The organism is Methylobacterium sp. GC_Met_3 (assembly GCF_026540775.1).
Classification (GTDB): domain Bacteria; phylum Pseudomonadota; class Alphaproteobacteria; order Rhizobiales; family Beijerinckiaceae; genus Methylobacterium.
The window spans coordinates 1-23,525 of record NZ_JALNUL010000026.1; the positions used below are offsets into that span (position 1 = coordinate 1).

The 23,525-nt window shown below is 66.5% G+C and carries 20 protein-coding genes and 2 pseudogenes; 14 read left to right on the forward strand and 8 right to left on the reverse strand.

The window, feature by feature from the left end; genetic code table 11:
- Nucleotides 1–181: 181 nt before the first annotated feature.
- Together OXS27_RS22610 and OXS27_RS22615 are read right to left on the reverse strand one after the other, a co-directional pair.
- Complete coding sequence (locus tag OXS27_RS22610; RefSeq protein ID WP_267358761.1) at nucleotides 182–1,396, reverse strand: MFS transporter; 1,215 nt, start codon at nucleotides 1,394–1,396, stop codon at nucleotides 182–184.
- Nucleotides 1,397–1,414: 18 nt separating this feature from the next.
- Nucleotides 1,415–2,623, reverse strand: coding sequence for an MFS transporter (locus OXS27_RS22615; protein ID WP_267358762.1), 1,209 nt, complete (start codon nucleotides 2,621–2,623; stop codon nucleotides 1,415–1,417).
- 118 nt (nucleotides 2,624–2,741) lie between these two features.
- Between OXS27_RS22615 and OXS27_RS22620 the strand changes: the two genes are divergently transcribed.
- The 8 genes from OXS27_RS22620 to chrA all read left to right on the forward strand — a co-directional run bounded on the left by OXS27_RS22620 (nucleotide 2,742) and on the right by chrA (nucleotide 12,094).
- Nucleotides 2,742–3,950 (forward strand): glycosyltransferase, encoded by a 1,209-nt coding sequence (locus OXS27_RS22620; RefSeq protein ID WP_267358763.1) that lies wholly within the window; start codon nucleotides 2,742–2,744, stop codon nucleotides 3,948–3,950.
- A complete protein-coding gene (locus tag OXS27_RS22625) occupies nucleotides 3,943–4,446 on the forward strand; it encodes a DNA polymerase ligase N-terminal domain-containing protein (protein WP_346733007.1) in 504 nt (167 codons plus the stop codon). The genes OXS27_RS22620 and OXS27_RS22625 overlap by 8 nt, the downstream gene beginning before the upstream one ends.
- 14 nt (nucleotides 4,447–4,460) lie before the next feature.
- A complete protein-coding gene (locus tag OXS27_RS22630) occupies nucleotides 4,461–5,603 on the forward strand; it encodes an acyl-CoA dehydrogenase family protein (RefSeq protein WP_243922417.1) in 1,143 nt (380 codons plus the stop codon).
- The gene (locus tag OXS27_RS22635; protein WP_267358764.1) at nucleotides 5,600–6,196 is read left to right on the forward strand and encodes an SAM-dependent methyltransferase; all 597 of its coding nucleotides are present in this window, start codon (nucleotides 5,600–5,602) and stop codon (nucleotides 6,194–6,196) included. The genes OXS27_RS22630 and OXS27_RS22635 overlap by 4 nt, the downstream gene beginning before the upstream one ends.
- A gap of 730 nt (nucleotides 6,197–6,926) precedes the next feature.
- Nucleotides 6,927–8,189, forward strand: a complete 1,263-nt coding sequence (locus OXS27_RS22640) for an amidohydrolase/deacetylase family metallohydrolase (RefSeq protein ID WP_267358765.1) — start codon at nucleotides 6,927–6,929, stop codon at nucleotides 8,187–8,189.
- Between the two features lie 85 nt (nucleotides 8,190–8,274).
- The gene (locus tag OXS27_RS22645; RefSeq protein WP_243922424.1) at nucleotides 8,275–9,270 is read left to right on the forward strand and encodes an ABC transporter substrate-binding protein; all 996 of its coding nucleotides are present in this window, start codon (nucleotides 8,275–8,277) and stop codon (nucleotides 9,268–9,270) included.
- Between the two features lie 581 nt (nucleotides 9,271–9,851).
- On the forward strand, nucleotides 9,852–10,682 hold the full coding sequence (locus OXS27_RS22650; RefSeq protein ID WP_267358814.1) for a sulfurtransferase/chromate resistance protein: 831 nt from the start codon (nucleotides 9,852–9,854) through the stop codon (nucleotides 10,680–10,682).
- Between the two features lie 2 nt (nucleotides 10,683–10,684).
- Complete coding sequence (chrA, locus tag OXS27_RS22655) at nucleotides 10,685–12,094, forward strand: chromate efflux transporter (protein ID WP_267358766.1); 1,410 nt, start codon at nucleotides 10,685–10,687, stop codon at nucleotides 12,092–12,094.
- 498 nt (nucleotides 12,095–12,592) lie between these two features.
- Here the strand turns inward: chrA and OXS27_RS22660 are convergent, their stop codons facing one another.
- On the reverse strand, nucleotides 12,593–13,048 hold the full coding sequence (locus OXS27_RS22660) for a helix-turn-helix transcriptional regulator (RefSeq protein WP_267358768.1): 456 nt from the start codon (nucleotides 13,046–13,048) through the stop codon (nucleotides 12,593–12,595).
- Between the two features lie 481 nt (nucleotides 13,049–13,529).
- Here OXS27_RS22660 and OXS27_RS22665 point away from each other — a divergent pair.
- Nucleotides 13,530–14,488, forward strand: a pseudogene (locus OXS27_RS22665) (IS481 family transposase); the annotation flags it as partial.
- Nucleotides 14,489–15,161: 673 nt separating this feature from the next.
- The gene (locus OXS27_RS22670) at nucleotides 15,162–15,860 is read left to right on the forward strand and encodes a sigma-70 family RNA polymerase sigma factor (RefSeq protein ID WP_267358769.1); all 699 of its coding nucleotides are present in this window, start codon (nucleotides 15,162–15,164) and stop codon (nucleotides 15,858–15,860) included.
- A 367-nt stretch (nucleotides 15,861–16,227) separates the two neighbouring features.
- Here OXS27_RS22670 and OXS27_RS22675 read toward each other — a convergent pair whose 3' ends face one another.
- The 5 genes from OXS27_RS22675 to OXS27_RS22695 all read right to left on the reverse strand — a co-directional run bounded on the left by OXS27_RS22675 (nucleotide 16,228) and on the right by OXS27_RS22695 (nucleotide 21,206).
- Nucleotides 16,228–18,213: an AI-2E family transporter gene (locus tag OXS27_RS22675; RefSeq protein WP_267358770.1), complete on the reverse strand. Its 1,986-nt coding sequence runs from the start codon at nucleotides 18,211–18,213 to the stop codon at nucleotides 16,228–16,230.
- Between the two features lie 284 nt (nucleotides 18,214–18,497).
- Nucleotides 18,498–18,914: a DUF1236 domain-containing protein gene (locus OXS27_RS22680; RefSeq protein WP_267358771.1), complete on the reverse strand. Its 417-nt coding sequence runs from the start codon at nucleotides 18,912–18,914 to the stop codon at nucleotides 18,498–18,500.
- 44 nt (nucleotides 18,915–18,958) lie between these two features.
- Entirely contained in the window at nucleotides 18,959–19,198 is a 240-nt protein-coding gene (locus OXS27_RS22685; RefSeq protein WP_267358772.1) for a hypothetical protein, read from the reverse strand.
- Between the two features lie 517 nt (nucleotides 19,199–19,715).
- Nucleotides 19,716–20,726, reverse strand: coding sequence for a transporter (locus OXS27_RS22690; protein WP_267358773.1), 1,011 nt, complete (start codon nucleotides 20,724–20,726; stop codon nucleotides 19,716–19,718).
- A gap of 219 nt (nucleotides 20,727–20,945) precedes the next feature.
- A complete protein-coding gene (locus OXS27_RS22695) occupies nucleotides 20,946–21,206 on the reverse strand; it encodes a DUF1289 domain-containing protein (protein ID WP_346733085.1) in 261 nt (86 codons plus the stop codon).
- 47 nt (nucleotides 21,207–21,253) lie between these two features.
- On the opposite strand from OXS27_RS22695, the gene OXS27_RS22700 reads away from it, so the two are divergent.
- The 4 genes and pseudogenes from OXS27_RS22700 to OXS27_RS22715 all read left to right on the forward strand — a co-directional run bounded on the left by OXS27_RS22700 (nucleotide 21,254) and on the right by OXS27_RS22715 (nucleotide 23,467).
- Nucleotides 21,254–21,532 carry a metal/formaldehyde-sensitive transcriptional repressor gene (locus OXS27_RS22700; protein ID WP_053610357.1) on the forward strand — a complete coding sequence of 93 codons (279 nt, stop codon included), beginning with the start codon at nucleotides 21,254–21,256 and terminating at the stop codon, nucleotides 21,530–21,532.
- A gap of 9 nt (nucleotides 21,533–21,541) precedes the next feature.
- Nucleotides 21,542–22,657: a nickel/cobalt efflux transporter gene (locus tag OXS27_RS22705; RefSeq protein ID WP_267358774.1), complete on the forward strand. Its 1,116-nt coding sequence runs from the start codon at nucleotides 21,542–21,544 to the stop codon at nucleotides 22,655–22,657.
- A 77-nt stretch (nucleotides 22,658–22,734) separates the two neighbouring features.
- Nucleotides 22,735–22,934 (forward strand): annotated as a pseudogene (locus OXS27_RS22710) (heavy-metal-associated domain-containing protein).
- Between the two features lie 89 nt (nucleotides 22,935–23,023).
- Nucleotides 23,024–23,467 carry a hypothetical protein gene (locus OXS27_RS22715; RefSeq protein WP_267358775.1) on the forward strand — a complete coding sequence of 148 codons (444 nt, stop codon included), beginning with the start codon at nucleotides 23,024–23,026 and terminating at the stop codon, nucleotides 23,465–23,467.
- The last annotated feature ends 58 nt before the right edge of the window (nucleotides 23,468–23,525 follow it).

Here is a 23,525-nt window from a genome sequence, read left to right on the forward strand (position 1 = left end):
CCGGTCAGGCCACGAGCACGCCGCACTTGACAACCGGCCGTGGGGCCCGCGCGCGGTCTACAGTGATGTACGCTCGCTGGGTGCGGCGATGCTGAAGAAGTTCGACTCTGACGGCTATGTACGCGATGTAGGGCGTCTCGCCGCTGCGGAGAGAGAATAGATCAGCCTAACTTGTGCGGCCTTACGTTAAAGAGACCGGGGTTGCACCGGATTTCCCTGCATTCCGACCCAGCCCGACTGTGAGCGGAAGCGCCAGCGCACAAAGCGCTGCCATGAACCAAAATGCGCCTGCGCCGAGGCGGCCGTAGAGCAAGCCCCCGACACTGGTCAGGACAGCGGAGGCCACGCCCAGTCCCAGCGTTCCATAGAGCGTCTGCGCCGTCGCGGCGACGTGCGGCGGCACGGTCCGGACGATCAGGCGCATGTTGGCGAGGTGCAGCAGTGCGAAGGTGAGTCCGTGCGACAGTTGGATGACCGCCAGCACTGGGACCGACGCCGTCGAGGCCAGAACCGACCAGCGCAGCACGCCCACTACGGCAGCCAGCATCGCGGCCTGGGCGGTGCTCGCGCGCGACAGCAACCACGGACCGGCGAGCACGAAGACGAAGACTTCCGAGGCGACGCTCTCGGACCACAGCAGGCTGATCGTGCTCGGCCCGATGCCGGCCTCACGCCAAAGGATCACCGCGAAGCTATCGTTGAGCGCATGGCTGCCGATGACAAGAGCTGCCACGATGAGCATCCGGCGGAACAGTGCCATCGCGAGGAGCTCGCGTACGCCATCAAAGCCGAGGCTGTCCTGCGGCTCCCGCGGACTGGCAGCCGGTACGCGGCTCGTCGCGAGCGCCATGACGAGGAACAGGACACCACTCGACACGATGACGCTCGCAACGCCGGCCTGGGCGACGAGCAGTCCGGAGGCCAGTGTCCCGAGCACGAACGCCGCCGAGCCGGCACCCCGAACCCAGCCGTACGAGAAGGTGCCCTCCTGCTCAGCAGCCGTAAGCGCGAGTGCGTCGGCCAGGGGCGCGAGGGCCGCGATGGCGCTCGCGTGCAAGACGCTCGCCGCCAGCAACGGCCAGAAGCCGTACCCCAAGAGGTAGGCGAACGAGATCACTCCAGCCGCAAAGGCGGCGCAACTGAGGACGGCTCGGGTCGCGTCGTATCGGTCGGCGAGGTGGCCAGCGATGGGGCCCGCGGCGAGGCGCATCAACGTGCCCGCCGCCAGCACGACGCCGATCTCGCCCGCGCTCAAGCCGCGCTCGCCGAGAAAACTGGGAAGGAATGGCGATTCCGTCCCGTAGGCGGCGTATAGCGAGCCCTGGAGGAGAACGAAGGCAGGGAAGGAGCCCGTCAGGAGGTTGGACCAGGCTTTCGCTCCCGTTCGCGTATCCATGTCGCATGCTCCAAGCCGTCACGCCGGCTTGGCAGACGCCTCGCCAGTGTGCCCTGGGGGGACACTCGTGCCCAGAAGGCGATGGCCTACCATCCACACGGCCAGGCCAATGCCCGCGACGCCGGCCAGGGCGAAGAACGACGCTGGGAAGCCGAGGTACTGCGCGACGAGGCCGGCGAGCAGCGGACTCGCTGTGGCTCCCGCGCCGTAGGCGGTCATGACGCCGCCGAGCCCAGCCGTCGCGTGGCCGGTACCCTCCATCATCTCGGCCACGAGCGCCGGTATGGCGACTCCGCCGAGACCCATCGCCAACCCTTCGAGCACCTGCACCGGAATTATCAGCAACCACGAGGTCGCGAACGCCGCGAGGATGCCGCGGGCCACAACCAACCCGAGGGCAATAGAGAGAACGCCGGCGTGCCCCCGTCCCCGCGCGACACGGGCGGCCAGGAGTGCGGCCCCGACCATCGTGGCCTGCGAGACGACGGTCATCACGCCGGTGGTCAGGCTCGGGTTGGCGCCGGCCGCCGTTCGCGCCTGCGCCAGGAACGGCAGCATGGCGCCGTTCGCGGTTTGGTAGGCGAACACAGTGCCTGCCAGGATCAGCAACGGCTTGGTCTCGATCAACACGCGAAGGGTCGAGCGCTCGTCCTGCTCGCCGCCCCGCGCCGTTCCGTGGTCGATGCTGCCCTTGTCGATGGCGAGCAGCACGCCGCATGAGGCGACCGCCATGACCACGATGGCGATGGAGACGTAGCCGAGCCCGAGCGTGTAGCCGAGCACGCCGGACAGGGCGGCATTGGCGGCGTTGCCGGCATGATTGTACGCCTCGTTGCGCGAAACCCGGTGGCCGTAGGCTTTCTGCCCGACGATGCCGAGCGTGACCGCCGCGACGAGGGGCGCGATGCTTGTGTCGGCGACGCCGATGACGAGCTGCGACAGGCCGATCAGCCACAGGTTGTCGGTGGCGATCAGGGCGACGGCGCCCAGGGCAATGGCCAGGACGGCGGCTGCCAGGGCCGCGCGCTTGTACGTGGTCCGGTCGATCAGCGCGCCTACCGGCGTCGTCGCAAGTAGGCCCGCGAAGCCGGCTAGGCCCATAGCCAACCCGGTGGCGGCTGGGTCGAAGCCCTGCTTCTGCAGGTACACGCCGAGGAACGGGCCGAAGCCCTCGCGCGCGCCGGCCAGGGCGAAGTTCAGAGCGCCGAGGCTGAAAGCTGGTTGCATGTTGTCCGTGTCAGGTGCGGCAACGGCGCCGGATTAAAACTGGCTTGGCCACAGAACAGGGTGCCGCGCGGCAAGTTTGCGTGATGCCGGCGCATAACCCGGCTCGCCGGAGATATTCGTGCTGACCGAGACTGAAGTTGTGGCGTCATCTGTCGATCAAGGGATGCCGAACCAAGCGCTGCGAGCGGTGGTCGCCGTCCCGGTCTTCAACGAAGCCGAACGCATCGCGTATTGCTTGCACGCTCTGGACGGGCAGGAAGGTCTCGGGGGAAGCGGGCTCGGCGTACTGCTGTTCCTGAACAACTGCACGGATGGCACGGCCCATGTAGTCGCAGCCCTTCAGACGTCCCTGCGTCGCCCGGTTCGGGTGATCGAGCGGGCGTATGCCGAGGCGAACGCGGGATGGGCACGGCGAGAGGCCATGGAGGCCGCGGCCGCGTGGTTGGAGGAGAGCGGTACGCAGGATGGCGTTATCCTCACGACCGACGCGGATAGCCGGGTTCCTGAGGATTGGGTCGCGCGCAACCTTGCTGTGATCACCGATGGCGTCGATGCCGTGGCAGGCCGGATCGCCCTCGACGAGGCAGATGCCGCTCGGCTTCCCGCGTCCTTGCACGCGCGCGGCGCGCTGGAGGGCGCCTACGAAGCGCTGCTCACGGAGCTCGAAGCGCGAATCAACCCGGTGGTGCACGATCCCTGGCCGCGGCACTGGACCACCTCTGGCGCGACGCTCGCGGTTCGGCTCGGCACCTACCGACAGGTCGGCGGCATGCCGCCGCTCGCGGTTGGCGAGGACAAGGCCTTCGTGTCGTCGCTGCTGTCGAGCGACGCGCGGGTTCGCCACGACCCCGACATCGTCGTGGTCACCTCGGGGCGGCTCGACGGGCGCGCACCCGGCGGGGCCGCGGACACGATGAAGCTGCGCTGCCAAGTGCCCGAGAGCCCGTGCGACCCGCGTCTGGAGCCGCTGCCGCGGGCTCTGTTCCGGTTCGCCTGGCGACGGAGGATAATCGATTTACATGCCTCGGGACGCCTAGCTCGCAAGGCGCTCTGGGCTCCGTGGCTCGGCATCCGGACGGACACAGCCCGAACGATAGCTCACCTCCCTACACTTGGCGCCGTGCTCGCCGCGACGGAGGCGGCCAGCCCCATGCTCAGGTATCGCCCACTGCGGCCCGCCGAACTTCCCCGACAGATCCTACACGCCCGCGCCGTGTTGGGCCTGCTCCGGTCAACGAGCACAGTCCTCGGCCGCTCCCGTAGGTCGAAGGTCGTTGCGGTGGAGGATGCCTCGCAAACGTCGGCGGAGCGTACCGGCCATGCCTGAGCCCTTGGCCTACCGCGTGCAGAAGCACGCCGCGCGTCGTCTACACTACGACTTCCGGCTGGAGCTCCGTGGCGTCCTCAAGAGTTGGGCGGTCACGCGTGGCCCGAGCCTCATCGCGGGCGAACGTCGCCTGGCCGTGGAGGTTGAGGACCATAGCCTGGACTATGCCGACTACGAAGGCGTGATCGCACCGGGCAGCTACGGGGCGGGCGTGGTGCTGCTTTGGGATCGCGGCACCTGGGAGCCGGACGGCGATCCTGGGACGGCGCTAGCCGCGGGCTCGCTCGCATTCACGCTGCACGGCGAGAAGCTATCTGGCCGGTGGCACCTGACGCGGATGAAACCGAGGCCTCGCGAACGGCATGTTTCCTGGCTGCTCATTAAGTCCCACGACGCCGTGGCGCGGCAACTCAGCGAGCCTGACATCCTGAAAAAGAAGCCGTTCTCGGTCGCGACCGGCCGCACGGTAGAAGACATCAGCGCTGCGGCGGCCTGATAGGAGGGAGGCGCATGGACCAGAGAACTCCGCCTAACCTGGCATACGATGCCGTCGCGGCCGCTCGGCAGGTGGCTATTGCCGCCGCTGCCCGCGCGAAGGACCAGGACCGCGACGACGGCTTCCCGGCCGAGGATGTCGCTGATCTCGCCCGCGTGGGCCTGCTCACGGCGCCGATCCCTTCCGACGAAGGCGGTGTTGGCCTCGGCGAGGAGCCGGACGCGCACGACCTCGCGAGGGTCCTGCGGCTCGTAGGCTATGGCAGCCTCGCGCTCGGTCGCATTTACGAAGGCCACGTCAACGCGCTTCAGCTCATCGCGCGCTACGGCACCCTCGCACAGGAGGCACGCCTGTTTGCGGACGCACGCGCGGGACACCTGTTCGGGGTATGGAACACCGACGCGCCCAGCGACTGCCTACGGCTTGGAGATGATCGCCGCCTTCGCGGCGTGAAGACGTTCGCGTCGGGCGCCGGTTTCGTCACCCGAGCTTTGGTGACGGTCAAGCGGGAGCCGGGCGCGTCGCCGTTGATGTTGGTTGTGCCGCTGCAGCGAGGCACACGTGCCGACCTCACCGGATGGCGAGCCCATGGTATGCGCGCATCCGCAACCGGAACCGTCGACTTCGAGGACATCGCGGTTATCGACGAGGAGATCTTGGGCGCGTGGGACGATTACCACCGTCAGCCGACGTTCTCTGGTGGAGCTTGGCGCTTCGCGGCGGTGCAGCTCGGCGGCATCGAGGCTGTCTTCGACGCGTGGCGGGGGCATCTCGCCGAGACCGGCCGAGGTAACGACCCGCACCAACTCGCCCGCCTCGGCGAGGGTGCCATCGCCGTCGAGGGTGCACGAGGCTGGGTCGAGCGCGCCGCCCGAGTCGTTGTTGGTAGCGAACTCGCCCCCGAGCGCATCGTCGCCTTTGTCAACTTGGCCAGGTTGGCCGTCGAACGAGCGGGCCTGGAAGTTCTGCAACTCGCCCACCGCTCCGTCGGTTTGCAGGGCTTCCTGCGCGAGCATCCGCTGGAGCGGCTCTCACGCGACCTAGCCACCTACCTTCGCCAGCCCGCGCCGGACCGTGCCTTGACCACTGCGGCCGCGGAGATCTTGGAAGCCCGCGGCATCGCAGGCGATCTGTTTGACGGGGGCGAGTTGCGATGACGCGGTACGCCCATTCCCTGCCGCCGAGCTACTTCGACGAGCGCTACGCCAAAAACCCGGACCCCTGGGAGTTCGAAACCAGCGAATACGAGCGGGCGAAGTATGCGGCCACCCTCGATGCCTTGCCGCGGGCCCGGTATTCTTCTGTCTTGGAGGTCGGCTGCTCCATCGGAGTGCTGACCGAGTCCCTCGCTCAGCGCTGCGACGCGCTCGTCAGCCTTGATCTTGCCGAGCGCGCACTGTCACAGGCGCGGGATCGATGCAAGAACTTGCCCCACGTCCGTTTCGAACTCGCCCAAGTGCCCGATCAGTGGCCGAAAGGACAGTTCGACCTGATCCTACTGTCGGAGGTCGTTTACTACCTCGATGCTGACGATCTGGGGCGCTTGGTGGACCGGGTCCGAGGCTGCCTGCAGCCGGACGGTGACGTGGTGTTGGTCCATTGGACGGGCGAGACGCACTACCCGCTGACCGGCGACGAGGCGGCCGAGCGCTTCATAGATGGCGCGCGCGCATTCCTGCACGTCAGCAACCAGACGAGGAGGGATAAGTACCGCCTGGACGTGCTGGCTTGGCACAAAGCGCAACCGTGACCACGGCCGACGGGATACGTTGGCTTGGCTAGCCGCGTGCCAAGGAGCCGCCAGCCAGTTGCTCATTGCGAGGTGCGGGACGCGTCCCAACAGTCGGCTGGAATGCGGACCGATGTGGCGGCGGCAGTATTTCATTGCGAAGTCGTGAGCGTGGAGATAGCAAACCGCGCACCTATTTTTACCACCGCGATAACTCAGAAGCGGACAAGCTGCTTTCGGTCAACATTGGCCGCCGCGGAGAGGCCGCGTGGACGTCTAAGATGGGTGGATTTCTGCCGGTCCACTCTCGAGCGGCAATGGCACCGAAGCGGACCTTGCCTTGCCTTGCCGTCCCGCCCGCTCACGACCCAACTCGGTAGTGCGGATCGCTACTGGCGCAACCTGAAAACCTTTCTTCGTCGGGCTTTCGGTAGCTTCTGCAGCTGGCCGGATCTCGGGTTTCCGCGTGCTGCGCTCATCGACCTGTTCGACGCCAACTTCTCGGCGCCCGACGCTTTGTGGCTCGTCTACCGTGACCGGGAGCAAGTGGGGACGCCGGCCGGGGCGGTCCTCCAGGAATCGATATAGTCTCCGGCGATCGTCAAGGCGCGATTTGCCCGAAACCTTGCAGCTCGAACATTGCGAAAGCTATGCTCCGGCGCGGCGCCGTCGAAGAACGCGCGCCGTGCAACGGGACTTGCAGGCCGACGCGCCGACCAACGGCGCGCGGCGCTCCGAGGGAGGTTGGACCATGTCCGATTTGTCGCGTCGTACTTGGCTCGGCCTCGCTGGCGCTATGGCGGCCGTGGGGCCGGCCGACGCCGTGCCCGACCGCTTCGACCTGGTGATCAAGGGTGGGGAGGTCATCGACCCGAGCCAGTCGCTGCGGGCCAAGCGCGACGTCGGCATCCGCTTCGGCGTGGTGGCCGCCCTCGAGCCAGATATCCCCGCCGAGCGCGCCAAGCAGACGATCGACGCCTCCGGCAAGCTTGTGCTGCCGGGGCTCGTCGATCTCCACGCCCACACCTATCCCTACGGCTCGGCGATCGGCATCCCGGCGGACGAAACCGTCCCGTTCTCGGGCGTGACCACGGTCGTCTCGGCGGGCGATGCGGGAGCCAACAACATCGCGGCGCTCCGGCGCCACATCGCCGCCCAGACGCGGACGCGGATGTTCGCCTTCATCCATATCGCCAACAACGGCCTGTCCGCCTTCCCGGTGGCAGAGCTGTACAACCTCGACAACGCGCAGGTGGAGACCTGCGCTCTGGCTATCGCCGAGAACCCGGACTTCGCCATCGGAGCCAAGGTCCGGATGTCCGAGAATGTCATCTTCAAGCACGGGGCCGAACCGCTGAAGCGGGCCATCCAGGCCTGCGAGATGTCGGGGCGGCCGGCGAAGGTCATGGTCCATATCGGCGGCGTCGAGACATCGGCGCTGATGAGTCAGATCCTCGATCTGCTGCGACCAGGCGATATCCTCACGCATTGCTACTCGGGAGCGCCTAACAGCGGCGGTCAGTTTACGAACATCGTTCAGGACGGGAAGCTGCTGCCGGCAGCACTGGAGGCCAAGCGGCGGGGCGTCGTGTTCGACATCGGCCATGGCGGCGGCTCGTTCGACTTCACCGTCGCCGAGGCGGCGATCGCGCAGGGCGCCCCGCCAGACACGATCTCGTCGGACCTGCACGTTTTCTCCGGCAACACCCCCGGCATGCCTTTCCTTCCGGTGGTGATGAGCAAGTTTCTGCCGCTTGGCTTCAGCCTGGAGCAGGTGATCGCGATGGCGACGCACAAGCCGGCCGGTATCATCGATCGCGTCGCGAAGCTCGGAACCCTGCAAGTCGGCGCGCCCGGAGATGTCTCGGTGATGGAATGGGTCGAGCGCCCGCTCTCGATGGTGGACACCCGCAACAATCGACGCGACGGCAAGGGCTTTCTGGCGCCGGTGCAGACGGTCAACAACGGCGTGCCGTTCGGCCGCCCCTACCAGTCGCCCTTCTCGGTCCGCTGATTCGTGGAGCGATGAGGGCCGTACGCCGACCCCCGGCGAGCCGCCCCGAACCCAATACTCATCAAACAGATGCAAGGAGGGAGGGATGACGCGACGCCGGTTCATAGCGACGGGTGCAGCGTTTCTCGCTTGGCCTTATGCCGCACGAGCCCAGCCTACACGCTCCTACAAGCTCGCGATCGTGCATCCCGATCGTTCAGTCGAACTCATGACGAAAGAAAAAAGCCCAAACTTCAAGGCATTTTTCGAAGAACTTTCAAAATCCGGCTTCGTAGAAGGTCGAAACTTGGTTGTACAGCGTTTTGACGGTGGCGGTGTTTCGACGAATTATTCAAAGACCGCGGCAGACGCAGTCACTTGGCAGCCCGATGTCATCATGTCCGTCTCCGACCGGATGACAAAACTACTCAAAGATAGCACTGCGACCATTCCGATCGTCGCCATGACCAGCGATCCGGTTGCGTATGGATTGGCTGGATCGCTGTCACATCCTGGAGGCAACGTCACTGGGATTATGGTCAATTCCAGTCCGGAAATATTTGAAAAACGCATTGAATATTTGCGAGAGATTGCCCCAGACACCCGGGGCGTATTTCAGCTAACCTCACGCACGCTCTGGGAGAGTCCGCTCGGAGCAAGCGTGCGCGCTGCAGTGGAGCGGGACGGCCTGCAGCTTGTAGGACCTCCTGTGGAAAGTCCACATCGTGAACTTCAGTACAGGACAGCTTTCGCCGCGGCAGCGCAGCAAACAAGAACGGCACTGGTCACGACCGCTGTCGAAAATTTCAACAACATGGATCTCATAATAAGACTTATGAATCAATTTTGTATCGTTGCCTTTTATCCGTTTCGCGAATACGTTGAAAAAGGTGGCCTGATCGGTCACGATATAAATCTGGTCGATCTGAATGCGCACGTCGGACAGCAGGTATCTCAAGTCCTGAAGGGTGAAGATGTCGGATCAATCCCGTTTTACCAACCTTTACGCCTAAAACTTCTGATAAATCTTGCGTCAGCGACAGCGTCCGGCATCAAGGTGCCCGCAAGTTTGCTTGCAAGGGCCGACGAGGTTATTGAGTAGATATTCTGGGATGAGGCGTAGTAGGGGTGCAATCCTCCCTCGAAGTCTATTTGCCGCTTCGATATCACCGTGCAGCGGCTTCCTTGCCCGAATCGAGTTGGGCCGCCAAAATGGAAAAGCTAGCTTTGATTGGCTTGAAAGGGCGCGAGGTCGATATTTCCACTCCGGCGTAAGGTGCCACGGACCGCTTGCCATCCGCGCTGAAGTTGCCGGACCGTTCACGAACGGCCGCTTAAGGGATGCGCCGATGGCGGTCCGAGCGGCTGGGTTGGGTCGGATGCGGAACGTCCGCGTCGAGGCGAGTGGCTGACCTCTGCTTCCCACCCTAAGAAGCCATTCAGCTTGCGACCCGGTTCAGACAAGCAGCCTCCTTTCGCCCTATCCCAGAAGCAGACGTCCATCGGTCAGTAGGAAGCGTAGACAACCTTGAGCATCGTCGACCGCGGCGTCGGGCTTTCGCTCTACCTTCCGTCTTGACAGCGCCCATCCCGGGGCAGTGTATGGCGACATCGGGGAGCGATCCCCCGATGAGGCTTCGGCTGAAGATCGCGTCCCACCTGCACTCGCTGCAAGGACGCGTCATGCCCGTGCCGAACTCCATCTCCGTCGATAAACTTGCTCGCCTGGTCGGCACCGCCGGCTGCCCCGTTGTGGTCGACGTCCGTACGGACGACGCCTTCCGAAACGACCCGCGTCTGATCCCAGGCAGCCTTCGACGGCATGTCGCGGACATCGAGCACTGGTCCGCTGAACTCGCCGATCGCGACGCGGTTGTGGTGTGCAGGCAAGGGCACGATCTCAGCCACGGGGCCGCCGCCTACCTGCGCCACGCGGGATCCTCGGCCGAGACCCTGGACGGCGGCTTTGCAGCATGGGGCGCCGCCGGCCTGCCGTTGGTGCCCGAGGACAAGCTGCCGCCGCGCGACGCGCGCGGTCACACCGTCTGGGTCACGCGCGCCCGACCCAAGGTTGACCGCATCGCCTGCCCCTGGCTGATCCGCCGCTTCGTCGACCCCGGGGCAATCTTTCTGTTCGTGCCGCCGTCCGAGGTGAATTCGGTGGCCGAGCGGTTCGGCGGTGTTTCCTTCGACATCGATGATCCGGGTGCCTACTGGAGCCACCGAGGTGAGCTCTGCACCTTCGACGTCATGATCGAGGAGCTCGGCCTCGCGACGCCGCCGCTCCTGCGCCTCGCGACCCTGGTGCGCGGGGCCGACACCGGCCGGCCGGATCTCGCGCCCGAGGCCGCCGGACTGCTCGCAGCCTCGCTCGGCCTGTCGCGGATTTACGCCGACGACATGCAGCAGCTCGATGCTGGAATGCTCCTGTACGACGCCTTCTACCGCTGGTGCCGGGATGCGACCGAGGAGACCCATAACTGGCCGTCCAACAAGCCCCGGGAGAGGGCCTGACCATGGCAGAAGCCGTATCCGTCCGATCCGGGCCGGAATTGGTCGAGGTTAGCATCGGAGCCCCGCTACCCGTGACCCTGGCGCAGGCGGTGCCGGTCTGGGCACGCATCGCCGCGCTCTCTTTCGGCGGCCCGGCCGGGCAGATCGCAGTCATGCACCGCGTCCTCGTCGAGGAGAGGCGCTGGATCTCCGAGAACCGCTTCCTGCATGCCCTGAACTTCTGCACCCTGCTGCCGGGACCGGAGGCGCAGCAACTCGCCACATACGTCGGCTGGCTGATGCACGGCACCCGCGGTGGCCTCGTCGCCGGCGGCCTGTTCGTCCTACCGGGCGTCCTCGCGATCATGGCCCTGAGCTGGGTTTACGCGCTCTACGGTAACGTCGGGCTGGTCGCAGGCCTGTTCTTCGGGCTGAAGGCGGCTGTGCTCGCCATCGTGCTGCAGGCCGTCATCCGCATCGGCAAGCGGGCGCTCAAGGGGCCGGTGATGGTCGGGCTCGCGGGGGCGGCATTCGTGGCCATCTTCTTCCTCGACGTGCCGTTCCCGCTGATCGTGTTGGCGGCAGGCGTGATCGGGTATCTCGGCGGTCGGGCCGGCCTACCGCAGTTCAAGGCTGGCGGGCACGGGGGCAGCGGCAAGGCCGTCGAGGGTCCGTTCCTGCTCGACGACCACGAGCTCCCCCGCGAGCGGGCGGCGGCCGGGCACACCCTGCGAATGCTACTCGTCTGGGGGGCGATCTGGCTGGTGCCGGTCGCTGCCGTCCTGCTCACGGTTGGACCCGACGACGTCTTCGCCCAGGTCGCGGTGTTCTTCTCCAAGATGGCGATGGTGACCTTCGGAGGCGCCTACGCGGTGCTCTCCTACGTCGCGCAGCAGGCGGTGGAGCATTACGGCTGGCTCAAGCCCGGCGAGATGCTGGACGGCCTCGGCATGGCCGAGACTACGCCCGGCCCGCTCATCATGGTCACCCAGTTCGTCGGGTTCCTGGCGGCCTACCGGTCCCCGGGCTCGTTATCGCCGCTGCTGGCTGGGACGCTGGGCGGGCTGCTTACCACCTGGGTAACCTTCGCGCCCTGCTTCCTCTGGATCTTCGTCGGCGCCCCTTACGTCGAGCGCCTGCGCGGCAACCGGGCGTTGACTGGTGCGCTCTCGGCGATCACGGCGGCCGTGGTCGGCGTCATCCTGAACCTCGCGGTTTGGTTCGCCCTGCACGTCATCTTCGCAGAGACGCGACCGTTCACAGCCGGTCCGGTCCGCTTCGACGTGCCGGTCCCGTCGAGCCTGAACCCTTGGGCGCTCGCCCTGGCGGCCGCGGCGGTGCTGGCGGTGTTCCGGATCAAGATCGGCATGATCCAGACGCTCAATGCCTGCGCTGCCGCCGGCATCATCCTTCACTTTCTTGGACTGACATGACCGCCGGCAATCAGACCTTGCCCCTTCATTCTCCTGCGTGGGTTAGGAAATAGCTGGAACAGCGAAGTCCGCTTCCTTGCCTTGTCGCCCGTAAGCAGACCGGCAGAAAACCACCCATCCCAGTCATAGCCGCCTGCCTGGACGACCTTGAAGCAGACCTACCCAGGGCACTCTGGGTCACGCACGATCGCGGAACGCCGTGTCGCTCCGTAACCTGCCCTTATGCGAACGATCCTTACTGGGAATCGCAATCCGACTGCGGCGCTGCAGTCAGAAGCCGACGTTCCGTCTACGACCCACACTTGCCAGCTGCCATCGTCCACGCGTTCGGCATCACGCGTACGAGCGTCTATCGGACCCTCCACGACAGGGCTTACGACTGCTTCGCAGTCCGGCAGCGTGCGGATGCCTGCCTCACACTGCTCGGCGACCTTCGCCGCCAACCCAGCGAAGGATTCTCGGCAAAGCCCACGCATCCGGTACGCGCCGTCCCGCTCGTCAATTGACCAGATCTTCGATCCCCAGATCGAGGGCGGCCGCGAGTTTGCGATAGATCTTCACTGTCCCCTCGCGCTTGCCAGTCTCAATCTGCGAAAGGTACGCCGAGGCGATCCCGGCGCGTTCGGCCAGCTCGCCCATCCGCAGGTCGCGGTGTTCGCGCCAAACTCGCACGCGGCTCTCGCCCGACAGCAACCGGTCGACCACCTCGGACGGTATCAACTCCTCCTCGCCAGCGCCCAAGCGCGTGCGGAACGTCTCCACAGCCCGGATGTCCGCCGCGTCCTCATGGGCCTCGACCAAGGCGAGGTAATCGGCCTCGGCCAGCACGACGAGCCGCTCGCCGGTGGGTGTTGTGCTGCCCTTCAACGCGTTGACGTTGTTGCCGAGCAAGGCTGGGTCGGCGGCGTCCTGCTCGACTTTGCTGCGGATCAGCGTGGCGGTGTTGGACAGCATCCTGCTCAGGGTCCGACCTGAGTCCTTGCTGTAGCTGATCCGTAACATGAGCTGTGATAGTTAACTGCTAATGATATTCAAGCGATTCGCTATCTCATCCACATTCTGAGGTCAGAAGCCTTCCGGCAGAAATCACCCAACTCAGTCGTAGGTCTCTGCCTTGTCCTCCTCGGAAGCGGAGCTTCTCAGGTTGCGTGTACGGGCACGGGTGATCGGGGCATGTCGCGTCGTTTCGTAACCGGCCCCTCTGTGAAGGCTGATTAGCAAGCTTATTGACCACCCGCACTTTGTTTAACCGACATACAAATCCGACAGGCTTATATGCCTGAAAAACGATCGGATAGCCGACCTGATGCAGCAATGCGCTCGAAGCACGCGACACCGTCTAGTGATTTTCGATTTCACATTACATTTCTACTGCTAGGTGTTTGATCCCACGGTGTGGTGGTACGGTTGACCACCATGCGGCAAGAGATGCGCTATGGGCCAAATTCTTCACGGCAGCGCCCGCACGACGGAGGCGGTCCGTCGCGCAATACAGCTCCGTAAAGAGAGTGTGAGAGCGGCGGCCAAGCGCTACGGCGTCAGCCCGACGACGATCCAGAAATGGCGCGGACGCCAGTCGACGGTCGATGCCGCCATGGGGCCGAAAGAACCTCGGTCGACGGTCCTGACACCTGAGGACGAGGCGATATCGTCGCCTTCCGCCGGCATACGCTGCTGCCGCTGGACGACCGCCTCTACGGCCTACAGCCGACGATCCCGCACCTGACCCGCTCGTCGCTTCACCGCTGCCTGGAGCAGCACGGCATCAGCCGCCTGCCGGACATGGAAGGTGACAAGCCCAAGAAGAAGCGCTTTGCCGATTGCCCCATCGGCTACGTCCACGTCGACATCGCTGAGGTCAGGACAGAACAGGGCAAGCTCTACCTGTTTGTGGTCATCGACCGAACCTCGAAGTTGGCCTTCGTCAATCTGGAAGCGGAAGCCAACCGCTACACAGCATCGGACTTCCTCCGGGCGCTGGTCGCGTTCGTGCCATACAAGATCCACACGGTGTTGACCGACAACGGGGCGCAATTCTGCCATGCCCCGCGCAACCGCTCAGGCCCGACAGCCCTCTACAGCCGGCACATGTTCGATCGCGTTTGCCACGAGCACGGCATCGAGCATCGCGTGACCAAACCCAACCATCCGTGGACCAACGGTCAGGTCGAGCGGATGAACCGCACCATCGAGGACGCCACGGTCAAGCGCTACCACTACGAGACCCACGAACAGCTCCGGGCGCATCTGCAGCTGTTCGTCGACGCCTACAACTATGCCCGTCGGCTGAAGACCCTGCGCGGCCTCACGCCCTATGAGCATGTCCTTCAGGTCTGGACCAAAGAGCCAGAACGCTTCAGGATCGATCCGTCACACCTCATCCCGGGACCATACACCGGCGGTCGGGACCAACCCGCCGGGCGGCTTTTTTCGCCCGTTGGCCCCCTGTCGGGTTGGCCCATGACCGAGTGTCGGTCACCCGGCGTGGACCAGTCCACATCGCCTCCGTTGGTGCTGCCGAAGGCAAATTCCAGGACCAGGGCCCCGCCAGGGAAGCTGGTGCCACGGTCTTTCCGCCGAGGCCGAGGGGTCAGTAGCGACCGTAACCGTCGTAGCCCCGGTAGCCGCCGTAGCGACGCCCTTCGTAGATGCGAGCGTCCCTGCGACCGTAGCCGCTGAACTCGCGGTGGCGGCGATATCCATGCGCCGGAGCCCAGGGCGGCGGGCCACCGTGACGGAAACCACGTTCGCCGCGGGTCCAAGGCGGATCCGCCATGGCAGCGGACGAGGTTGCGATGGCGCCACCCGCCAGGGTCAAAACGCCGAGCATGACCAGCATCGGTTTGCGGACCATCGAATGCCTCCCTCAGGTCGGAATATTGCCGACCACGGACCAGAGATGGCGGGCCGCGCCAAACCGTTCCGCGGGCCCTTCGCGTCATCCCTGACCCGGCGCAGTGCCGGTCGGTCCCTGACCTGGATGAACGCGAATTTAGTATCCAGTTTCGCCGTCGTTCAGTTTTGAGGGACTCTTAGAAGCCACTCGAACGCGACGGAGGCGAGGCGCATGAACGGAAAGCTACCGACCGCCGGGGCGGCGCCTGACGCTACGGTCGATGTCGCCGCTCATGTCAGGCACCAGCTCGGGGTGGAGCTGCGCGACTACTACACCCTGCCTGCCGCGACGGGGTTGCCGCCTCGGCTCGCCTATCTCGTCGCCCGGTTCGACGAGGTCGTTTCCCCGGAGCGCTCCGAGCCCGACGACGCGTTTCGCGAGGACCTGATCCGCGCGCTTCCCGCCCTGCGGGGTTTCGCCTTCTCCCTCGCGGGGGACACGGCCCGGGCCGATGACCTCGTGCAGGAGACCCTGGTGAGGGCGTGGGCGAACCGCCATCGCTTCACATTGGGGACCAGCATGAACGCGTGGCTGTTCACGATCCTGCGGAACCAGTTCTACAGCGACATGCGCAAGGCCAAGCGCGAGGTCGAGGACGCCGACGGCGTCCACGCGGCGACGATGACCGCGCTGCCGGCACAGGAGGGCGTCGTGGAGTTGCAACGGCTGCGGGAGCGCCTCGACCGTATTCCCGAGGCCCAGCGCATGGCGCTGCTGATGGTTGGGGCCGAAGGCTACACCTACGAGGAAGCAGCCGAGTTGCTCCGCTGCAGGGTCGGCACGGTGAAGAGCCGGGTCAGCCGGGCGCGTGCTTGCCTGTCGGAGGCGTTGGGCCTGGGCGAGATGCCTACGGTGGATGCCGTCGCCTGAACGTCCGGCCATCGGCTCGGGACACGACCACGCGTCGAAGGAAGTCCGCCTTGTCGGATACGCCCATTCCCCTGGTCCAGCCCCAGGTCCTGGCGGTCGCAGGCTTGCGGTCGGTCGAGGTCATCGACGGCGGTGACACAGTCGCCGCCAGCCTCCAATCGGCAGGCGGCGACGGTGTGAGCCTCCTCCTCTCGCTGTCCGTGGTCAGCGATCTCCTCTCGCACCTCGCGTGCGCGCTGGACCATCGATTCGACGATCTCGACCTGTTGCCCCCGGGTCGAAACCGCCGTGTGTCGGCAACCCCATTGCGATGGATCCGGTGGGGTAGAACTGGGAAGACGCTTGCGAGCCAACGCGGGCTGGCCCGTCAAGCGACGACCGCAAGGGCAGGCCGAGGAGAGGGGACGGCCGGATCGTGATTCGAGCCGTCCGCTTCCCTCAGACATGCCTCGACGGCGTCCCGGAGCGAGGAGACGTAGGCGTCCGCACCGACCTCGCGGCCGAGCGCAGCGTCGGTGAGCACACGCTCGCCCACCGGCCAGAGGCCGACCAGCACCGGCACCCCAGGCGCCCGGCGCCTCATCCGTTCGAGCAGGTAGCGCAGGTGCGCCGGGTTCCCGGTGATGTCGAGATAGGAGATGCAGACCATCGCGACGCCGGTGAGGTCGAGGTCGCGGATGCCCTCGCGGGAGACGGCCTGATAGGGGGTAACGCGCGCGCCGAGCCCGTGCTTGCGCAGCAGTTGGGCCAGCATCGCCGAGGATGCCTCGTCGAGGGGGCCGCGGCCGGCGACGCACAGGACGGGCGCCTCTCCGCGCCAGGCCTCCGGAAGGGCATCGCGGGGTGACGCCTGCCCCGGTACGGCCTCGGTCCTGGTATGGGTCCGCTCGGCCAGCGTCGGCGTCTCGCTCGGGTTGACCGCCTTGTCGTCGCGTTCCGGCTCCGCGTCCGGATGGTCCTCGAAGTCCTCCACGAGCGAGCGGGCCGAGGCGCGGATGTTGTCCAGTTGCGCCGGCGTGACGACGCCCCGCGCGAAATCGTTGGCAGCGAGTTGCAGGCCCTTGAGCGCCACCTCGTCGTAGTACGAGGATAGCGAGCGTTCCTTCAGCATCGCCTCCGCGACGTCGCGGACCTCGTCCGGGTCACCGGCTAGCATGCGCTGGTAGAAGTTCTCCACCGGCGTGAGGGGCGGCCGGTCACCCAGCAAGACGTCGAAGAACTCCAGGCTGTCGACATGGCGGCCGAGCACGACGAGGCAGACGGTGAACGGGGTCGCCAGGATCAGGCCGATGGGCCCCCACAGGAAGCCCCAGAACAGGGTCGAGACGATCACCGCGAAGGGTGAGAGTCCAGTGGAGTGGCCGTAGAGCAGCGGCTCGATCACCTGTCCAAAGATCGGCTCGGCGATCAGGAACAACGCCGCGGTCGCGATGACCATCGACCAGCCGGGGTCGACCGCTGCCGCCAAGGCCACGGGCAGGATGCCGGAGGCGACGGCGCCGATGTAGGGGACGAAGCGCATGATGGCCGAGAACACGCCCCACAGGAGCGGGTTGGGCACGCCGATAAGCCAGAGGCCGACCCCGACGATGACCCCGAAGGCGGCGTTCATGCCGAGCTGGGCGAGGAAGTAGGTGCCGAGCCGACCGGCCGCGTCGTCCATGGCCACGGTGGTGCGGTGCAGGTCGCTCGATCCGAACAGGCGGATCATGCGGTTGCGCAGGTCCTCGCGCTGCAGGAGCAGGAACACGACCACGACGAGGACGATGCCGACGTCGGTCAGCGGCGACACGATGGGGCCGAGCACCTTCTGGGCCAGCGCCAGGGGCGAGGGCTCGGGCTCCTCGACCCGCACGAGTTGCGCCTTGGGCGTCTCGCCTGCCGGTCCGGTCGCGGCGGTGGTGCCCGCGGCGTCAGCCTTCTGGGTGACGTCGTGGACCTGATGGTTGAACTTCTGCAGGACGCGGTTGGCCTCGCCGAGCCAGCCCTGCTGCAGGCCCGATACCTTCCTCTGCACGGTGGCTTGGTACTGGGGCAGGTTGCCGGCGAGCCCCGCGACCTGGGTGCCGATGAGCGCACCGATGCCGCCGAGGACACCGAGGGCGAGCAGGACCGCGACGATGACGGAGGGCACCCGCCCGAGCTTCGCCTTCCGCAGCAGGTTGACGACCGGCCCGAGGACGAAGCTGAGAAGCACCGCCAGCACGAGGGGGATGAACACCTCTCGCCCGAAATAGAGCGCCGCGACGAGGACGACGCCGACCGCGAGGGTCAGGAGGCCGCGCAGGCCCGGGACGAGGGGCGGCGGCACCTGGGCCGGCTGACGCGGGGCGACGGCATCGTTGGCTGGCATGCGGCGTGGGCTCCTCGGCGCGTCGCCGTCATCCGGCGGCATTCGGCTTCGTCCAGGGAACGCGACGGGCGTCGCGCGCGGGAGTTCAGGTCTTCACGCTCCGATTCCCGGTCGATGCGCCGGGCGCCGGGGCGCGTCGTCACCGTTCCGAAGCGGCGTTGGACCGGTTGGAGCACGCGGCTAGCGACGTCCACGGACAACGCATAAGACCAGATAAAGAAACCCCGCCCGGCTGCGGCCGGGCGGGGTCAGGCACGTGTCGGCGGTTTAGGCCGACGGGCCGATCAGTCGATGACCTCGACGATGCGGCGGCTGCGGTCCACCAGCACCGGCTGCTTGTTCACGACGGTGTAGCGGTAGCCGGGCCGCGCCCGGTACTCGGCGGGCATGTCGTAGTAGGTGACGCCGTCGTCCGGCAGCACGGTGCCGACCTGGACAGGCCCGCCCCAGCTGGACGAGCTCACGCCGCGCTCGCGGACGTAGCTACGGAAGCGGGGACGGTCGTCGACACCGAGGATGCCGCCCACCGTACCGGTGGCCGCGCCGACCGCGCCGCCGACAATGCCGCCGACCGGGCCCGCTGCATCGGCGCCGACCGCAGCGCCCTCGGCCGCGCCGCGTAGGGTGCCCTGCGCCTGTGCGGCCACGGGCAAGGCCAGAACGCCGGCCGTGGCAAGGGCAAGAAGCAGTTTGTTCGTCATGAGGATGTCTCCTGAAGTGTCAGACGAAGGAGCGAGGCGGCGTCTCAGTTGCATCCTTCCTTGTGGATCGTCTTGGAGTTGCCCATGCCGTCCTCCTTGTGGACGGTCTTCGAGCCGCAATCGACGGTGCCGGTGGTGACCTCACGCTTCTCGACGACGGTGTCGCGGTGGTCGACGACGGCGGGGCCGTCGCGGCGGATGACGGTGGTCTCCTCGGCCATCGCGGGGGCGGCAAGGCCCACGAACGCGGCGGCGAAGAAGCCGATGATGACTGCCTGGCGCATGAAGATCTCCGTTCGCTTCGGGTGGTCGGATCGAATGACCGCAGCAACGGCTCACGGCGAATTACGGTTCCATGCCAATTTTGCGCAGTATCGTGCCCTAGAAATCATTTACTTCGACGGGTAGTCCGCGATTAAATTGACGTCGATACATAAACTCAAAGTTTGCGACCGAGATTTGAGCGGATTTGCCTCCTGCCGTTTGCGGTATGCACCGTCGTCCGTTCCACTGTAGTCCGCATCCCGCACCCAAGGGCGTTCCCATTCATGGGCAGTGGACCGGATCGGTACGCCTGTTTGCGTCCACCTTGATCGCGCGAGCCGCATGAATTTCAGGTCCGGATCGGTTTCCTGGGAACGTTCGTTTTCAGGCTTTCCATCGGGGCATCCCGCTCGGTCACCGGCTCCACCGAGGCCAAGCCGCCGAAGTCCCCGCTTGCACTGAATTTCGCCGAAGACGTCCCAGAGAAGTCCGGCCATGACGCTCGCGGTCAGGGGGTGTCACGGCCAGGACGGCAAGTCAGCCACGCGGCGGACGAATGCCGAGCGCGCGGATGATGCCGTAGGTCACCGCCGCCGAAGCCAGCGACAGCCCGGCGACGAAGGCAAATCCGTGTGGATCGTCCGCGAAGGGAAGCCCTTTCACGTTCATGCCGAACATTCCGGTGATGAAGGTCGGCGGCAGGAACAAGGCTGAGAGGACCGAGAGGACGTACAGCTGCCGGTTGCTCTCCTCCGCCACGCGCGCGCCGACCTCGTCCTGCAGCAGCCGGGCACGCTCGCCCATCGCGCTCACGTCACGGTCCAGGGCGTCAAGCCGCTGGGCAAGGCGTGCCGCGGCGTCGACGGCCGGTCCGTGCAGGTGCCGGGCCGCGTCATCGTCCTCCAACCGATGGAACACCGCGGAGAGGCCGAGCAACTGCCGATGGAGCCGCACCGCGGCTCTCCGGATCGGCCCGAGGCGCCGACGCTCATCGCGCACGCGCCCATCGATGACGTGGTCCTCGATGCCGTCGAGTTCATCGGCGAGCCGCTGGCCGGTCTCGGACATGGACGCGACCACGTAGCCCACCATCGTCTCCAGCAGCAGCACGGGGGACGGTATCGGACGACCCTTCTCGGCGCTCTCCCGTGCGGCGCCCGGGCTTTCGACTAGCCCCGTCCGTCCACTCACCAGGGAGCGGGGCCCCAAGATGAAGTGCAGGCGTCCGGCGGCGTCCGGCTTGGCTCCGGGACGGGCGAGGTCGGCTACCACGCCGCCGATATGGCCGCCCTCGACGGTGACGCGTTGGTGTTCGTCAGGCCGGAAGACGGCCTCGAAGAGCGCGGGCGGGCCGACGTGCCCAGCGTCGAGCAAGGGCGTGAGGTTGGCGGCCTTCAGGTCGAAGTGCAGCCATACGAATCCTTCGCCGAAGGCGTCGAGGTCCGGGAGTGGCTCGCCTGGCACGATGGGGTGGCCGCACCCCCTCGCGTCGAAGCTCATCGCCCAGAGCAAGCCGGGAAGCGGGGGATTGGGGGGCACGGTGGTCATGGTCCGACTCGGGAGGGACGGGCCGGTTCAGTCGGTCGACCCGGCCACGACGGCCGGACTGCCAGCCAACTGGTGGGAGGGACGGGCCAACGGCGACTTCCGTGGGGCTTCAACCGGATCAACGCCCGCTGCCACGCTTCCGTTGCCGGACAGTTGGCGACGTGTCCCGTGTCGCACGGGGTGGTCCCTCACCGGCCAGGCGTTTCGATGCCTCGGATCCTAACGGCTGCGTTTACCCCTCTGCCTGCCGTCTGCTTGGTCTGTCGTACCGGCGACCTGTCCGACCCGGCGCGGCAGCTCGCGCATGAGGGACGTCCGCCGGAAGGGCGTCATTTTCCGCCACGCGCGAGCCTCGGGGATCGTGCGCCCGCAGCCCAGGCACCACCCCGTCCGGCCGTCGAATTGGCAGACCGAGATGCAGGGGTCGTCCTTCTTCATGGTACGGCCTTGGCACGCCGTCGAGCACATTCCGCTCGACATCACATAGGGTACCCCCCTATATATCACTAAGGACGCAAAGCCGACCCATGGCTCACACGATCAAGGACAAGACCAAGCTGCTGGCGCGGGTGCGCCGGATCAAGGGACAGGCGGAAGCCGTCGAGCGGGCCCTGGAAGCCGAGCTCGGCTGCAGCGACGTCCTGATGCTGGTCGCCTCGATGCGCGGGGCCATCAACGGCCTGACCGCCGAGCTGATGGAAGACCACATTCGCCATCACGTCGTGAACCCGGACGCCGAGCCGGACGCGGAGCGCGCCAGGGGCGCCGCCGAGCTGATCGAAGTGGTGCGGACCTACCTGAAGTGACGAGACCTCATGACCTCCTTGTCTGACCTGCTGCGGCAAGGGACCGCGCACGCCTGGCTGTTCGTGCCGAGCGCGATCCTCCTCGGCGCCCTGCACGGCCTGGAACCTGGTCATTCGAAGACGATGATGGCGGCCTTCATCATCGCCGTGCGCGGGACGGTCACGCAGGCAGTCCTGCTCGGTCTGGCGGCCACGCTCTCCCACACGGCGGTCGTTTGGATCATCGCGCTGGGCGGACAGTACCTCGGACGGGAATGGGGTGGCGAGGACCCCGAGCCGTACCTCCAGCTCGCCTCCGCGGTCCTCATCGTCGGCATCGCGGTCTGGATGGCGTGGCGCACCTGGCGGGAGCAGCACGAAGGCCATCATCACCATCACGAAGAGGCGAAGCACGTCGCGACCTCCGACGGGCTGCTAACCCTGGAGGTGTTCGAGAACGGTGCGCCGCCGCGCTGGCGGGTGCGGGCCGAGGGGGGCGAGTTGCCGCCGACCGGCGATCTCCTCGTCGAGACGGTCCGTCCCGATGGCGGCCGGCAGACATTCGCCTTCGCGAACGGAGGCGACTTCCTCGAGAGCCTGGAGACGATTCCCGAGCCGCACGCCTTCACGGCGCGGCTGGTCCTGAAGGGACCGTCCGGGGGCGAAATCCACGAGATCGCGTTCGACGAGCACGACCACGGGCACATGAACCTGGGCGACGAGGATGACGCCCACGCCCGGGCCCATGCCGAGGACATCCGCCGCCGCTTCGCGGGCCGGCAGGTGACGACCGGTCAGATCGTCCTGTTCGGCCTGACGGGAGGCCTGATCCCGTGCCCGGCGGCCATCACGGTCCTGCTGCTGTGCATCCAGCTCAAGCAGTTCAGCCTCGGCTTCGCGCTGGTGGTCTGCTTCAGCATCGGCCTTGCGCTGACGATGGTCTCGGCTGGCGTCCTGGCAGCACTCAGCGTCAAGCACGTCGCCTCGCGCTGGTCTGGGTTCGGCGCCTTCGCCCGGAGGGCGCCGTACGCCTCCGCCGCGCTGATCGTCCTCGTTGGCCTCTATACCGGCTGGCTCGGCTTGGAGGGCATCCGACAGGGCCATCAAGACCGTAACGCCGCATCGACCGCGGCCTACCCGACCTAAACGGGCGACCTCCCCCAGATGACCTTCTAACCCTGGGAAGCCCCATCTCATTGGGACGCCATCGAGAGGTGAGCGCCATGGTCCGCTTCAAGGTCGAGAAGATGGGTGCGGCAGCTGCGCCAAGTTCGTCGCCCGTGCGGTCCAGGGTGTGGAGCCCACCACCGGCGTCGAGGTCGATCCTGGCGCGAAGCTGGTGAGCGTGTCCGATGTCACGGGACCGGCCGACCGGATAGCCCGGGCCATCGCCGAGGCTGGCTACTCTGCCGAGCCCGCCTGAGGCCCGGCGCAATCAAACCGCGTCCGTGCCGTTCCTCGAACCGCCGGACGGACTTCCGTATCGGCCCGAAATTTGGCATCCTGAATTCCGTGATGTTCTGGCTCGCCCTCCGGCGACTGTTGCCGCTTCTGGCGGTCTTCAGCCTTGCCCTGACGCCGGTGACCGCCCCGGCGGCCACCGCGCGCATGCATGGGTCGATGGCGGGCCATCACACGGTGATCATGGCCAGCCACGGCATGACCCAAGGGCACATGCACCACGCCGCCGTGGACCGCGACGAGACCACGTCCGTCGGCATGGCTGACATGGGCATGGACGACATGCCGTGCTGCCCCAAATCGGAGGCCACCAAGCCGGACTGCCCCAAGGGCTGCCCGCTGATGGCCTTGTGCCTGGCAAGCGTGGCCTCGCTGCTGCCGACCCCATTGCCGGTCCCAGTGCCTGTCGCGAGCCGCATGAGCGTGAGCTGGCCGAACCTTGAGGCCTTCGCCAGCGTGCACGGGACCCCGTTACCCGAGCCTCCCCGAGCCTGAACCCGATGCCGCCGGCGCTCGCGCCGGCACGGTGACGCGCGCCCGCGCGCCGCCATCC

Excerpts from the sequence above, each read along its gene's own strand:
- OXS27_RS22610 (WP_267358761.1), bottom strand. The coding sequence starts at position 1,396 with ATGGATACGCGAACGGGAGCGAAAGCCTGGTCCAACCTCCTGACGGGC.
- OXS27_RS22615 (WP_267358762.1), bottom strand. The coding sequence starts at position 2,623 with ATGCAACCAGCTTTCAGCCTCGGCGCTCTGAACTTCGCCCTGGCCGGC.
- OXS27_RS22625 (WP_346733007.1), top strand. The coding sequence starts at position 3,943 with ATGCCTGAGCCCTTGGCCTACCGCGTGCAGAAGCACGCCGCGCGTCGT.
- OXS27_RS22630 (WP_243922417.1), top strand. The coding sequence starts at position 4,461 with ATGGACCAGAGAACTCCGCCTAACCTGGCATACGATGCCGTCGCGGCC.
- OXS27_RS22635 (WP_267358764.1), top strand. The coding sequence starts at position 5,600 with ATGACGCGGTACGCCCATTCCCTGCCGCCGAGCTACTTCGACGAGCGC.
- OXS27_RS22640 (WP_267358765.1), top strand. The coding sequence starts at position 6,927 with ATGTCCGATTTGTCGCGTCGTACTTGGCTCGGCCTCGCTGGCGCTATG.
- OXS27_RS22645 (WP_243922424.1), top strand. The coding sequence starts at position 8,275 with ATGACGCGACGCCGGTTCATAGCGACGGGTGCAGCGTTTCTCGCTTGG.
- OXS27_RS22650 (WP_267358814.1), top strand. The coding sequence starts at position 9,852 with ATGCCCGTGCCGAACTCCATCTCCGTCGATAAACTTGCTCGCCTGGTC.
- chrA (WP_267358766.1), top strand. The coding sequence starts at position 10,685 with ATGGCAGAAGCCGTATCCGTCCGATCCGGGCCGGAATTGGTCGAGGTT.
- OXS27_RS22660 (WP_267358768.1), bottom strand. The coding sequence starts at position 13,048 with ATGCTGTCCAACACCGCCACGCTGATCCGCAGCAAAGTCGAGCAGGAC.
- OXS27_RS22670 (WP_267358769.1), top strand. The coding sequence starts at position 15,162 with ATGAACGGAAAGCTACCGACCGCCGGGGCGGCGCCTGACGCTACGGTC.
- OXS27_RS22675 (WP_267358770.1), bottom strand. The coding sequence starts at position 18,213 with ATGCCAGCCAACGATGCCGTCGCCCCGCGTCAGCCGGCCCAGGTGCCG.
- OXS27_RS22680 (WP_267358771.1), bottom strand. The coding sequence starts at position 18,914 with ATGACGAACAAACTGCTTCTTGCCCTTGCCACGGCCGGCGTTCTGGCC.
- OXS27_RS22685 (WP_267358772.1), bottom strand. The coding sequence starts at position 19,198 with ATGCGCCAGGCAGTCATCATCGGCTTCTTCGCCGCCGCGTTCGTGGGC.
- OXS27_RS22690 (WP_267358773.1), bottom strand. The coding sequence starts at position 20,726 with ATGACCACCGTGCCCCCCAATCCCCCGCTTCCCGGCTTGCTCTGGGCG.
- OXS27_RS22695 (WP_346733085.1), bottom strand. The coding sequence starts at position 21,206 with ATGTCGAGCGGAATGTGCTCGACGGCGTGCCAAGGCCGTACCATGAAG.
- OXS27_RS22700 (WP_053610357.1), top strand. The coding sequence starts at position 21,254 with ATGGCTCACACGATCAAGGACAAGACCAAGCTGCTGGCGCGGGTGCGC.
- OXS27_RS22705 (WP_267358774.1), top strand. The coding sequence starts at position 21,542 with ATGACCTCCTTGTCTGACCTGCTGCGGCAAGGGACCGCGCACGCCTGG.